9 protein-coding genes are annotated in these 14,629 nt (G+C 26.1%); 6 read left to right on the top strand and 3 right to left on the bottom strand.

Annotated elements, in window-relative coordinates; genetic code table 11:
- Positions 1 to 22: 22 nt before the first annotated feature.
- Positions 23 to 1,300 (bottom strand): amidohydrolase family protein, encoded by a 1,278-nt coding sequence (locus NL43_RS03840; protein ID WP_069592725.1) that lies wholly within the window; start codon positions 1,298 to 1,300, stop codon positions 23 to 25.
- 345 nt (positions 1,301 to 1,645) lie between these two features.
- Here NL43_RS03840 and NL43_RS03835 point away from each other — a divergent pair, with 345 nt between their 5' ends.
- Positions 1,646 to 8,770: an Ig-like domain repeat protein gene (locus tag NL43_RS03835; protein ID WP_069592724.1), complete on the top strand. Its 7,125-nt coding sequence runs from the start codon at positions 1,646 to 1,648 to the stop codon at positions 8,768 to 8,770.
- Between the two features lie 154 nt (positions 8,771 to 8,924).
- Here the strand turns inward: NL43_RS03835 and NL43_RS03830 are convergent, their stop codons facing one another.
- Positions 8,925 to 9,179, bottom strand: coding sequence for a hypothetical protein (locus NL43_RS03830; RefSeq protein ID WP_069592723.1), 255 nt, complete (start codon positions 9,177 to 9,179; stop codon positions 8,925 to 8,927).
- Between the two features lie 391 nt (positions 9,180 to 9,570).
- Here NL43_RS03830 and NL43_RS03825 point away from each other — a divergent pair, with 391 nt between their 5' ends.
- From NL43_RS03825 to NL43_RS03810, 4 genes are read left to right on the top strand one after another with little or no spacing between them, the layout of a single operon-like run.
- On the top strand, positions 9,571 to 9,801 hold the full coding sequence (locus tag NL43_RS03825; protein ID WP_069592722.1) for a hypothetical protein: 231 nt from the start codon (positions 9,571 to 9,573) through the stop codon (positions 9,799 to 9,801).
- Entirely contained in the window at positions 9,725 to 10,783 is a 1,059-nt protein-coding gene (locus tag NL43_RS03820) for a hypothetical protein (protein ID WP_158005551.1), read from the top strand. The genes NL43_RS03825 and NL43_RS03820 overlap by 77 nt, the downstream gene beginning before the upstream one ends.
- 8 nt (positions 10,784 to 10,791) lie before the next feature.
- The gene (locus NL43_RS03815; protein WP_069592720.1) at positions 10,792 to 12,468 is read left to right on the top strand and encodes an ATP-dependent DNA ligase; all 1,677 of its coding nucleotides are present in this window, start codon (positions 10,792 to 10,794) and stop codon (positions 12,466 to 12,468) included.
- Between the two features lie 39 nt (positions 12,469 to 12,507).
- Positions 12,508 to 12,870, top strand: coding sequence for an exodeoxyribonuclease VII large subunit (locus NL43_RS03810; protein ID WP_069592719.1), 363 nt, complete (start codon positions 12,508 to 12,510; stop codon positions 12,868 to 12,870).
- On the opposite strand, the gene NL43_RS03805 is transcribed toward NL43_RS03810, so the two are convergent.
- Entirely contained in the window at positions 12,871 to 13,701 is an 831-nt protein-coding gene (locus NL43_RS03805; RefSeq protein ID WP_069592718.1) for a hypothetical protein, read from the bottom strand.
- 558 nt (positions 13,702 to 14,259) lie between these two features.
- On the opposite strand from NL43_RS03805, the gene NL43_RS03800 reads away from it, so the two are divergent.
- Entirely contained in the window at positions 14,260 to 14,568 is a 309-nt protein-coding gene (locus NL43_RS03800; protein WP_069592717.1) for a hypothetical protein, read from the top strand.
- The last annotated feature ends 61 nt before the right edge of the window (positions 14,569 to 14,629 follow it).

Here is a 14,629-nt window from a genome sequence, read left to right as displayed (position 1 = left end):
TAAAAAAATAAAAGGGGATTTATTATAATTGGGATGCAGCAAGTTTAGCATCTTCAATAACTTCTTTTTCATTAATAGTTTTAAGTTCTTTATCTTCAAGTAATATGTTTCCATTACAAATAACAGTATCTACATCACTACCAAGTGCAGAATAAATAATATTACTCAAAGCATTTCGAACTGGAGTCATATGTGGAACATTTGTATTAACAAGTATAATATCAGCTAACTTACCTTCTTTTATTTCTCCAGTATTAATTCCTAAAGCTTTTGCACCATTTTTTGTAGCCATATTAAAGGTTGATTTAGCTGGTAATACTTTAGAGTCTAATGTTTTTACTTTTTGAAGAAGTGGGGTTAATTTCATTTCACTAAACATATCTAGATTATTATTTGAAGAAACACCATCTGTACCAATAGACACATTAATATTATTATTTAAATAATCATGAACTGGTGCAATACCTGATGCTAATTTCATATTACTAGAAGGATTATGTGATATAGATACTTCTTTTTCTTCAAGAATTTTCATTTCATCATCTGTTGTCCACACGCCATGAGCTGCAATAGTATTTTTATCAAGTAATCCAATATTATTTAAATATTCAAATGGTGTTTGATTTTTATCATTTTTAAGATCAGTTACTTCTTGTTTTGTTTCGGAAACATGAATATGTAATTTTAAATCATTTTTATCTGCAAGTTTCTTAGATTCACATAATATTTCCTCAGAACAAGTGTAGGGAGCATGAGGTGCAACTGCAACTTGTACTCTTCCATCACAAGTATTATGACATTTACTTATAAAATCTTTTGTAACTTTTAGTTCTGATTTTCTTTTTTCTTCATCAAATAAGTCAATCATACCATAACCTAGAAGAGCTCTCATTCCTGATTCATCAACAGCTTTAGCAGTTTCTTCCATGAAGAAATACATATCATTAAATGTAGTTGTACCCGTTTTAATCATTTCTGCCATAGCTAGTTTTGAACCTGCATAAACTAGATTTTCATTTAATTTAGCTTCTTTAGGCCATATATATTCATTAAGCCATGTTTGTAAGTCTTGATCATCACCAACACCACGTAATAATGTCATTGCAACATGTGAATGAGTATTTATTAATCCAGGCATTGTTATTTTATTTGATCCATCAATGATTTTATCAGCATCACTATTTGTTAATTTATCATTAACTTCTTGGATTTTATCATCTACTATTAAAACAGATCCTTTTTTTATATCTTCTGATAAAATTATTGTATCTTTTATTAAAATACTTGTTGTCTCAGTCATTATATTACCCAATTTTTTCATTATTTATTAATTTTTAATATATAATTCTTTGTACAAATAGGTGTGTACTTGTTGAAGAAAAATCGTGTAAAAAAAAATGAGATGGGTTAGGGAGGAATGATTAATTATTATTTTTTTGATATAAATTTTGAAATTTCTATTCATTTTTCACATATATATATATATGTTTTTTTCATAATTATTATTAATTAATTAAAAATATTTTATTATAAATAAAGTAATCTTTAAATTTTCTTTTAGTATGAAAATAATAAAGTAAAAATTAATAAAACTTTTTTTAATTAATTATTTTTTAAAAATTTAATTAAATGGGGGAAGTTAGTTTTGAATGTCAGAAAAATATTTGGTATATTATCAATTATTTTCATTGTTTCTGTAGTATCATTATCAGCTATTTCTGCAACTGATTCAGATACATCAACATATTCTGAAAATATAGTAGAACAAACACAAACTGGTATTACAAATGATATTTCCGATATACAAACAGTAAATAATGATAATAAAACTAGTAAAACAACTGATATTAAAAAAACTTCTGTAAAAAATATAAAAACAGAAAATATTCAAACAGTAACTGATTATGACTCATTGAAAACTCAATGGAATAATATTCAGGAAAATGGAGTAAATGGTACAGAATATACCATTAATCTAAAAAATGGTGAATATAAAATATCTGAAACATTAATAGCAAATACATCATCACCAGCAGTGACAATCACACTAAATGGTGAAGATGTAAATAAAACAATAATTGATGGACAAGGATTACATAAATTCATCTATATAAATAATAAGATAAATAATAAAAACTCTGTTCTTAAACTTAATAATTTAACAATACAAAATTGTTTAGAAGATAATAGTACTGGTTTAGGGATGGATGGTGGTGCAATATATGCTAAGAATTATAAAACAATTGTAGATAATTGTAACTTTATTAATAATAGCATATTTATAAAAAATAAATTAACAGGTTTTGGTGGAGCAATACTTACTTATAATATAACTGTTAAAAACTCAACCTTTAAAAATAATAGTGCAGAATCTGGTGCAGCATTAGAAGTTGTGTCTGCTGGAAGTATAATTGAAGATTCTCAATTCCTTAATAATAATGCAACATTATATGCAGCTGTTTATTTTGCAGGTAATTTAACAGTAAATAGATGTGAATTTATTAATAATACAGCAGGTCAAGCTAGTGCATTATATAGAGTAGGTTATCTTCCATCTTTAACAATGGATAGATGTACTTTTATTAATAATAGTGGTCATAGTGCAGCATATGATTCATATTGGTTATATGCAGGTGCACCTCAAAATATTTCAAACTGTGTATTTATTAATAATACTGGTGGAAGCAGAGTTAATGATCTTTACCTATATGGTCAATGGGATTTTGAAGCAGTAGCAAACTATACTTATTTTGCTGGTGTAGCAAATCCTGTAAACTCATACTCTAAAAGTGCACTAATTGTTGATAACATAATAGCTGTTCTTGCTAATAATCATACTCAAGGTGCTACTGTCACACAACTTGAAAAACAATTAATTGTTAAAGCAACAGCAATAGGTATATATAACGATCATGAAGTTACAAGTATTGGGAATGGATATGAAATTCCACTTTCTGTTGATTGCGATTACTTTAATGTTAGTGGTGTAGTATTAAATGAAGAAAACAAATTCACTTACGTATTTGATTTAACTACTTTGCCTGAGAACTTTGATGATTTCACAATTTATGCTGATGGCGTTAAAGTAGCAACTGTAACTTATAAAAAAACAGACATTGAAATAAATCCAATCATAAGTAAAGCAGGTCAAAATATAACAATAAATGCAACTATATCAGAGAATGGCATGTTATTAAACAAAGGTAAAGTAGCATTTAAATTAAATGGTAAAACAATTGGACATGCAAACGTATCATTAGGAACAGCATCACTTAATTATCAAATACCATATTACACAGCAAAAAATTACACAATAACTGTAGTATATGGTGGAACAAATAAATTTAGTCCAGCAAGAGTAAACACAACACTCACACTAAAAAAACTAGCTACTAAAAACACTATAAAAACAACAACAGTTAACAATACTCTTAAAATAACAGTAGAAACAATAGATGAAAATAACAAACCAGTAACAAGAGGAAAACTAGCAGTTAAAATAAATGGTGCAACAATAAACACAACAACCACAACTGGAAACGAAACAATAGAATATAAAATAGCAAAATCATGGAATAATAAAAAAATAACAATAACTGCAATATATGGTGAAAACTCACTATATGATACAAACAGAGTAAATATCACAGAAACACTATCCATCCAAAAAAACAATACTACTACAACACAAAAAACATCACTAAAATCCACAAACACTACCACAACACAAAAAACATCACTAAAAACAGCAGATACAAATATTTACTACGTATCTAACACAGGTTCTGATAACAATGCAGGAACAGAATCAAATCCATTTAAAACAATAGAAAAAGCAATAAACACAATAAACACAACAAAACAAGCTTCAACAATATACTTAATAGAAGGAACATACAAAGGTAAAGGAAACACAAACCTCACAGTACCTGGAGATTTAACAATAAAAATAATCGGACTTGGAAACACAAGTATTGATGGAGAAGTAAACTACACTATAAAAACTCAACTTGACCCTGGAGAATATTATTGGGGATCAAGCCCTATATGGTATCCATATAGTAACACTAGTGGTAACTGGGCAATGAACATTACAAAAGGTAATGGAAAAATAACAATTGAAAACCTCACAATAAAAAATTGCTGGAGTCCAGGAGGATCATCAATAGCAGCATATGCTACAGCAAATATTGATAACTATGGTAACCTTGAAGTAAACAATGTTAGCTTCATATTCAACCATGGAGGTGTAGGTGCAAGTATACGTAATAATAACGGATCTACATTAACAGTAAATAATTCATTATTTGATGGAAATAGAAAATCATCCAGTACTGGAAACTATGGTCCAGGTATATATAACAATGGTACAGCAAGTGTATATAACAGTCTATTCCAAAACAACTATGCTCGTTGGGGAACAATAACCAATGATAAAATAATGACAATTGTAAACTGTACACTAAAAGATAACATAGGATATGATGGTGGAAGTACCTACAAAACAGGATCAGGAATAACAATAAACACAGCATCAACAGATTTCTATGCAAGTATGAATAACACTGGTGTTAAAACTGTAATCGATGGATGTACATTTATTAATAATGAACAATTAGATGTATATGCTGATATAAGTGAATTTAATCTAACAAACTCAGTATTTAATAAAAGTACTGGTGTTGTAGTTACAGGAAGTTCTGAAAACTATGGAATAACACAAATAATTGCAAACAATACATTTGTAGATTCAATAGGATCAACATTATACAACAGTCTTTCAAGTACAGATAAAATAATACTTACATTAAGATTAGAAGCAAAATACAAATATATTATAGAAAATAACACAGTATCTGGTCTAACAGGTACTTCTTCACGAGCTATAGAATTATCTGCAGATAATTCAATAATTAAAAATAATACCGTTGATAGAACAATATCAATCAATGGTAAAAATAACACAATTGAGGAAAATAATATAACAACATCTCAAGATGCATATACAATTATATTGAAAAATGGAAATAATTCAGTTAAAAATAATTACCTTTATACAAATGGATATAGAGGAAATGCAGCAGTAAACTCAACAAGCACAACAAACATAGTAGAAAATAATTTACCTGAAGTAGTTGAGATAACAATTGATGATGAATCATACAATACATTCTTTGATGAAAATGGTAATTTAAGACCTTCATTTGGAACAATAGAACAAATAACAATCACTGGAGCTCTAACTAATAAAAATATAATTATAAATAAAACAATTAGTATCATACAAGGTAATAATAAAATAACCTCATACAATGTTACTATAAAAGAAAATGGTGGAAAACTTGATGTATCTGGATTAATTATTCAAAATACAAATAATAATCCAATAATTATATTAAATAATAATGGTGTTGTTCAAAAAGTTAAATTCCAAACAAATAATGAATATGCTATTATTTTAAATGGTGAAAATAACATAATCAAAAACAATGAATTACTAGCAGATGTACTTGTAGGAGATAATGCAGTAAAATCTAGTCAAAATAATGAAATATCTTCAAACACACCAATATACATTAATTATGTATTGTCTGAAGAAACATACAACACATACTTTGATGAAAAAGGATATATTAAACAATTATCCTCTGATAAAGATATTCATTTCATGATAAATGGATCACTATCAAATAAAAACATAATCTTAGATAATAATAAAACAGTATCTATACTTTATTACAATAATTCAGTATTATATAATACAACAATTACAACACTCGGAACAACAAATCTCAATATAAGTAATATTACTATCATAAACAATAACAATAGGGAAGCTATTAACCTAAACACACCTACAAACACAATATCTTATGTAAATATAACAACAAATGCTAATGCTATAAACGTTATTAATTCAACAAAATTACTCATAAATTACAATAATATTAATGTAAATAGTAAATCTAATGTAACAGCAATAAGTATAAAAGATTCAAAAACATCAATTAGTATACAATATAATAATATTACAACAAAAGGACTTTCAACAACAGTTGATGAAACAGGACATGCAGGAACAACAGGTATTGAAGCATTAAACACAACTGGTTTAATAATACAAAGAAATAATTTAAACACAACATTTACCCATGTTGAAGGAGAATATGATACAATATATTCTATAAATTTAGTAAATCCTGAACTTTTAACATATGTACGGATATTGTATAACAACATAGTAACAGATGGTAATAGTTATGCATATGGAATAAACATGATAAATCAAACAGTACGTTTTGAATATAATAATGTAAGTACTGAAGCAAATGGTCAAGCAACAGGACTACAAGCAACAAATATAAATGCATATATTGCTGATATATATCATCCATGGGGAATAAGATATTCTACATTTAAATCAGAAACATCTAATTCATATGGGGTAATTTTATCTGCAGCTCATGATTTAGCTGTATTTTCAAATAAGTTTTATTTAAATGGACTTAACGCCATAGGTGTAAATACATATAAAACTAAAAATGTGACAATAGTAAGCGATACATTTGAAATGTATAATGATAATGTGAAAGCTATTGAAATTATAGATTCATTAAAAACAAATATAACTTCTAATGCAATAGATATAATTGCTAAAAATAATACAGCAATTGAATTATTAAACACTACAACTACATTAGTAACTAAAAATACAATAATAACAAATACAAAATACAGTGTACTTATAAATGAAAATTCCTATGAAAATGCGGTAACAAATAATATATTATATTCTGAAGAGTTAGCTGATGATTCTGTATTAAAACTTAATTCAAATAATCGTGTAAGAGAAAATCTTCCAGAAAGTATAACTACAGATTTCTATTTAACTGATAGTACATATTCTCAGTTCTTTGATGAAAATGGTATTTTAAGAAATAACGTACCTGCAGGAATTAAAATAATGCTTACAGGTAATTTACATGATAAAGTATTAAATATAACTAAACCATTAACTATTGTTTCTGATGGTACAACATATTATGATTGTAAATTAATACTTTCAGCTAATGAAATTAATATTACAGGAGCTAAATTCATAGGAAATAACACTAAAATAATAATAGATGGTAATTCATCTAATTTAGACTTTGCTCTAGATATTGAAGGTGTTTTAGGTAATCAAACTATAATAACAATAAATGGAAATTACAATACAATTAATTCAACAGGTACTATTGATGTAGATGCTGATAAAACTAATAATAATACTAATATTATTGTAGAACATGTAACTGGAAATTATAATACAATAACTCATGGTTATATGTATTCAGCTTATTCAAATAATACCATACTATTATTCTTAGAAAATGCAAAATATAATAATATAACAGCACAAACATTAGTAGCTCAATATGCTAATAGAGCAGTGGATGTTTATATGAAAAATTCTGATTATAATAACTTTACTTTTGGAGGATTACAATCTCAGTCATCTATTAACTTTATTGGAATAATATTAGATAATTCATCTTATAACTATATAAGTAAACGACCTAATGATTATTCAGCAAGTATTAGTGTACGTGGATCTAATCTTGAATCAAACATGGGATTACTCTTAATGAATCAATCTAACCATAATAATATAATTGGAATAACTTCCATGTTAAAACTGAACATGCCATCAATATTATTAATATTAAATTCCGATTTTAATAATATATATAATTGTACATTATATACACTAACTACTGATGGATTTGCAGTTAACATTACAGAAGGTAGAAATAACACTGTTGAATGGAACTTTTTAAATTCAACTAGTCTTTTAGGAGATAATGCAGTAATACAAGAAATGGATGGTGAAACAGTACAGAATACTGTAAGATATAATTACGGATCAACTTCTTTATATAAATCTAGTCAAATAAAATTAGATGATATTGTAGGTCATATTGGTGATATGGTTGAATTAAGTGCTAATGTAACATATAGAAATGGTACTATGTGGAATTCACCATATGTATCTATTGATAAAGGTTATGTTGTATTTAAAGAAAATGGTGTTGTAATTGGTAAAGTGGATGTTGATGAAACTGGATTTGCTAAATTAAATTACACAATTCCTGATACATCTAAACAATTAAATATATCTGCTGAATATTATGATACTTCACTTGCATATTATCACAGTTCAATTAATAAGGTATTATCTGTAAATAAATATGGATCATCTGTTTTATTGTCTGATGTGGTTAGTGTTGGTACTCGTGCTACTATAATTGCTATAGTACAAGATGAGAATAAAAATATCATATCTAGTGGTAAATTAGCATTTAAATTAAATGGTGTAACTATTGGTTATGCTTTTATTGAACAGAATATAGCAATGTTTAATGTGGATATAACTAAGTACAGTCCTAAGAATTATACTATAACTGCTGTGTATGAGGGAAGTAATAAGTATGAATCTGCAAGACAAAATTCAACTTTAGTTATTCAAGCAGGAGAACCTACATCTGTACAATTAACGAAACAAAATAGTACTCATTTCAAAGTATCTGTAATGGATAGTCAAGAAAAATTAGTAAATTGTGGTAAAATCGCTGTTAAAATTAATGGAGTTACAATTAATGTTACTAATTTAGTAAATGGATCTGCAATTATAAACTATGAAATAAAAAAACCAGTCTTAGTTACTGTAGTTTATGATGGTAAGAATATTTATGCTAATAATAGGGTAAATATAACTGTAACACCTTAAGAATAGAAACAGAGAATATATTAAATGAAAATTTTATTTCATTTTAATATATTTTTTTTATCATATTTTTTTTTTTGAATGATATTTGTCTTTTTGAGAAAAAATTATTTTTTTTATATTATATTGGATTCTTATTTTTTTATACTTGTTTTATTTAAATTACTAGTAGTATTATTAGTATTATTATGATGATTAGTAGTATTGCAAGAAATGTTATGTTGTTATTGGTTGTAGTAGTTTCTGGTTTTGTTTCTTTGATTTCTTCTTTTATTGGTTCTGGAATTTCATCTATTTTCTCTTTTACTTCTTCAACAACTTTTTTTTCTTCTGTTGTTGTTTGTGGTTGGGTACCATTTATAAATCCATCTTTTCTTAATTTCTGTGTGAATGATAATTTTTCATCAGTCATATGGGTAATCTCCTAGATAACTTTTTTTCTTATTTTTTAGTTTTCTTTCTTTTATTTTTTAATAGTATGTATTATTTTTAATTGTTTTATTTGACTTATTATCAATTATGGTTGATTATTATCTTTTGTTTATTTTATTTAAACTTTATTTTAATCATGTATTAATTTTTGATTTATTTTTGCTTTTTATTTATAAAATACTTGTTTTTTAAAGTTTTTTTATAAAATATTATTTTTAATTATTAATCATGATAATTCTGCAAGTGATTTAAAATATATTCTATTTTAAAAAATTTTTTACTAATGAAAAATAAATAATATAATATAAAAAACTAGAATAAAACTATTCACACTATTTTTTTTAAAATAAATATAGGATAAGATGATAATTATGTTTGATGAATCAATAAATAAAGAATGGAAAATGAATTATTTCAAAATATTAGCTACAAAACAAGATGATGTAACAGAACTTAAAGAAGCAGATAAACTTAAAATAGAACATTTTCCACCCGTAATAGGAAAATACTATTCAAACAAAATTGATGAAGAACATCTTAAAAAAAATATGCAATGGAAAACTCAAACTATCCAAATCAAAACTATCACCAAATTACCATGAAAACATCGTTAAAATAGATTATGAAAAAGCAATAAAAACACAACTAAACTCATTAATGGAACAACAAATAGCAAAACTAGAACAGGAAGATCCAAACTTCCTAAAAGATGATGAAAAAGAAGAAATTGAAAATTCAAACTTTCCATTTATTAAATTAATGACATTAGTATACTCTAAAGATACAAATGAAATGACAGAAGAAGACCAGGAAAAATGGAAAGCATACATGAATCAATTTATAACACAACAAATAGGATTTGTAGTAATAAACACCTATTTCACAATACAACTATATCAAGATAATATGTACACAACACTATTCCAAACACCCTACAATAAAGAAGAAGTATGGAATAAATACACAGACAATCAAAATGCAATATGTGTAGCATATGATTTTAAAGAAATAACACCAACAACAGTAAAACAATTACAGAAAATATTCCCAGTACTTTATACAAAACAAGCACTCACATTAGAAGATATTGAATATCCAATATATAATAGACACTGTGCATCATTAATAAAAATAGTAGAAACAATCAATGAATATGATAATGAATGGACATACATAACAAACCATAAATACTCCGAAACAGAATATCGTATGCTAGATGGATTACTAGAGCCAGTATATACAAATACGATGAACAATACAAAAATACAAGAAATACTATCAGATAACTATCTAGAAATAAAAAATTCCCAACTAAGCTATAACTATGAAAAACTAATCACTAAGTTAAATAAAGTACTAGAATCAAAAGAACTTCATAATATAATTGATGATAAATTTAATGAAGTACTAAATATAACACCAGAAACAATAGAAGTAGACTTTATAAAACCAGAAGCAATATATCTTGGAAATAAACTATCAAAAGAAGATGAAGAATACTATAAAACAATAATTGAAAATGAAAATGTAAAAATCTTCAAAATAAAAGAAAAAGATGGAAGACTATTCAAAGCCCTAATATAGTGATTAAAATGACAAAAACTTCCTATACAAAATTAGTAGAAGTTTATGAAAAAATAAGTAATACTTCTAGTAGATTAGAAAAACGGGATATAATATCTGATTTTCTTAAAGAAATTAAAGAAACCGACCCTGAAATAACATATGATATAACACTACTTCTTCAAGGAAAAATATTTCCACCATGGAGTGATAAAGAAATGGGTATCTCCACCCAATTAATTATCAAATCACTATCCAAACTTCTTGGAGAAAAAACAAAAACAATAGAAGATAAACTAGCAACAGTAGGAGATATGGGAGAAATCACACAAGAACTAGTAAAAAACAATAAACAAGTAACATTCTTCAAAGTACCTCTAACAGTAACAAAAGTAATCTCAAATCTTCGAAAAACAGAATCAATCACAGGAAGCAATTCACAAAACAAAAAACTTAACTTCATACTAGAATTATACACTTCAGCAACACCATTAGAGGCAAAATACATAACAAGAACAATAACAGAAAAACTCAGAATAGGCGTAGGTGAAGGAACACTGGTGGATGCAATAGCACAAGCATACAACATGGATAAAGAAATAATAGATAAAGCATACATGTTATCCAATGATTTAGGTGAAGTAGCAATAAGAGCACAGGAATCTGAACAATCAGTTAAAAATCTGACAATAACACCAGGTAAACCAATAAAACCAATGTTAGCACAACTAAGTCCTGGAATAAAAGAAAGTATAAACGAAATGGAACATGTTATCTGTGAAACAAAATATGATGGAATACGTGTACAAATACACCACTATGATGGAAAAACAAAAATATTCACAAGACGTTTAGAAAATGTAACAAATGCATTACCAGAAGTAGTTGAATACATAGAAGAAGCACTACCAAATAAAGACTTCATTGTAGAAGGAGAAGTAATAGCTACAAAAGATAACAAGCCAATATCATTCCAATACATTCTTCAAAGAGTAAAAAGAAAATACGATATAGAAAAAATGCGTGAAAAAATACCATTAAAAGTATTTTTATTTGATGTATTATTCTTTGATAAACCAATAGCAGAAAAACCACTAGGAGAACGAAGAAAACTATTAAATGAAATAGTAACACCATCAAATAATGTAGAACTAAGTACTATGAAAATAGTAACACCATTAAATTACATTGAAGCTGAAGAACTATTCACATGGTCTATAGATGCAGGACATGAAGGAATAATGTTCAAAGACATAACAAGTCCATACTCACCAGGAAAACGAGGAAAAAATATGCTTAAATACAAGCCAGTACGTGAAACACTAGATTGTGTAATAACTGGTGGAACATATGGTAAAGGAAAAAGAGCAAAATTCTTTGGATCATACCTATTATCATTATATGATGAAAAAACAGGAGACTATAAAACATTAGTTCATGCAGCAACAGGAATGGATGATGAAATGTTAGCCTCATTAACAGAACGTATGGAAAAATTAGTAATAACTCGTGCAGAACAACAAGTAACATTTAAACCCGAAGTAATACTAGAAGTAGCCTATAGTGAAATAGTGGAGAGTAATGAATATGAAACAGGATATTCTCTAAGATTTCCAGCAATCAAAGGACTTCGGGATGACATAGGATTAGATCAAGTAGATACAATTTCTAAATTACAACAAATGATTGAGTTACAAAATAATTAAATACTATTTAAATTATATGAATTAACAAGAAAAAAGGTTATGCAAGATAAACAAATATTTAAAATTTCGACAATAACTGTACTAATTGGAATACTTGGCTTAATTTTAACTTATGGCTATGTAACTCCAGAACAATTAACAATAGATAAGATAGATAATTCAAAACTAGATAATCAAGTTGAAATAGTTGGTGTAATTGAATCACAAACAATTACAAAATCAGGAACTAGAATAATTAAATTAACTGATGATACAGGTAATATTAACTTAGTTATTTTTTCATCTACTCTTATCGAAACAGAATTATATAATGGTATGAATATTACTGTAACTGGAAAAGTAACAAATTATAATGGTCAAATAGAATTAATTTTAGAAGAAGAAAATAATTTAAGAATTTAATTATTCTTCTTTATTATTTTCCATATGTTCTGTTGTGTAATGATTAGTTTTTTCTTCATCTTCAGGGGCTTGACTTAGTTCTTTTATATTGTTTGGATATTTTCCCAGAACTCTTTCTCTAAGTGACATCTTTTTTATTTCTGCAAATAGCACACGATAATTTTTATTTTCATTTTGTAAATTATTATATTCTTCTTGTAGTTTATTTAATCGTTCAACAATATGTCTGTAATCATTACGTGCTCTTCGGGTATCTTTTTGTTGTTGTTTAAGATCTTCGTTTATTGTTTTAAAAATTTCATTAATATTTTTATTATCTTCTCTTAATTGTGTGTAATTTTCTTCGAGTAAATCATAATTTTTTTGAAGAAGTTTATTTTCTTGTTCTGGAAATTCTATTTTACTACTAAGTTCAATGTTCTTATTTTGAAGATCTATTTTTTCAGAGTTAATTGTCCTATTTAACTCTTCTATTTCTGAGTATCTTTCTTGTATTTGGTTATACTTTATTTCTAATTCATCATATTTTGCATGAGTAATATTGATGTCATCTTGTAATTTTTTATTTTCTTCTTCTAATTGTGCTGTATCATTCTCAGCATGGTCTTTTTCGAGAAAATCTATTTTTTCTTGTAATTTTTTGTTTGTTTCTCTTAGCTTATTTATAGTATCTATGGTTATGTTTGGGTCGTTAAGATATAATTCAATGAGATTTTCAACTGTTAATCCAATGTATCCTCTAGTAGTTCCATTGTTTTCTTCGATACTTTTTAAAAATTCATCCCATTTTTCTCCATTTTTAAATCTTATGGTAGCTGTTTTTGAACTCATTTTTTTTAATCCCTTGAATATTTGATGTGTACTTTATGTGTACTATATTTTTTCCTGTGAAAATGCTTTATTTATATTATAACTATTTGTTGGGTTATTTATTTTTTTAAGTAAACATGTATGTGTACATTATGTATATTTTATTTTTTCCATACATCATCATGTGTAAACTTATTATTAAGCATCTTTTTTTAATATAACATCTTGTGTACTTTAAGTGTACATCTGTGTTTGATTAATATAATTTATATTGTTCATTGTTATATATGTTTTGTGTAAAGTGTACTTTTTCTTAATATTATGTGTACTTGAAGTGTACATTTGTATTTCTTAATTAATTGTTATTTGGGTGTATAAATGATATATTGTATTTTTGTTTACATTATGTATACAAAGTAAAGTTGGATGTACACAATAAAATAGATTATGTAAACATGTATTTCTAATAGGTATACATTATGTATACAACACATAGTTAATGATAGATTATATTTAATTAATTTAAACTCTATATATGTGATTTAACATATAATATTTTAAAAAAAAGTTGTGTTATAAATGAATATCGATAAAGAAAATAAGAAATTACTTTTAATACCTGCTATTTTTTCATTTATAATTGCTTCTATACTCATATATAAATTCACATATCCTATATCATGGGATGTTTATTATCATATTCACATGGCTGATTTATATATGAAACAAGGACTAGTTTTTTGGGATTATGAAACAGTTGCACCTATAGGTAGATTAATAATGTATCCACCATTGTTTCATCTAATGCTAGGATTATTTTCTAAGTTATCTGGAATATCTTTAATGAATTTAACAAGAATATTACAACCCTTTTTTTCTTTTTCTTAATTTTTGTAATAACGTATTGTGGATATAAATTTTCAGATAATATAATAACGGGTATGTGTAC

Origin of the sequence: Methanosphaera sp. WGK6 (genome assembly GCF_001729965.1) — an archaeon.
Taxonomy (GTDB): Archaea; Methanobacteriota; Methanobacteria; order Methanobacteriales; family Methanobacteriaceae; genus Methanosphaera.
The sequence above is the reverse complement of the archived record's forward strand: the minus strand, read 5'-3'. Positions and strand labels throughout refer to the sequence as shown.

Excerpts from the sequence above, each read along its gene's own strand:
- NL43_RS03800 (WP_069592717.1), top strand. The coding sequence starts at position 14,260 with ATGAATATCGATAAAGAAAATAAGAAATTACTTTTAATACCTGCTATT.
- NL43_RS03815 (WP_069592720.1), top strand. The coding sequence starts at position 10,792 with ATGACAAAAACTTCCTATACAAAATTAGTAGAAGTTTATGAAAAAATA.
- NL43_RS03830 (WP_069592723.1), bottom strand. The coding sequence starts at position 9,179 with ATGACTGATGAAAAATTATCATTCACACAGAAATTAAGAAAAGATGGA.
- NL43_RS03820 (WP_158005551.1), top strand. The coding sequence starts at position 9,725 with ATGAAGAACATCTTAAAAAAAATATGCAATGGAAAACTCAAACTATCC.
- NL43_RS03825 (WP_069592722.1), top strand. The coding sequence starts at position 9,571 with ATGTTTGATGAATCAATAAATAAAGAATGGAAAATGAATTATTTCAAA.
- NL43_RS03840 (WP_069592725.1), bottom strand. The coding sequence starts at position 1,300 with ATGACTGAGACAACAAGTATTTTAATAAAAGATACAATAATTTTATCA.
- NL43_RS03805 (WP_069592718.1), bottom strand. The coding sequence starts at position 13,701 with ATGAGTTCAAAAACAGCTACCATAAGATTTAAAAATGGAGAAAAATGG.
- NL43_RS03810 (WP_069592719.1), top strand. The coding sequence starts at position 12,508 with ATGCAAGATAAACAAATATTTAAAATTTCGACAATAACTGTACTAATT.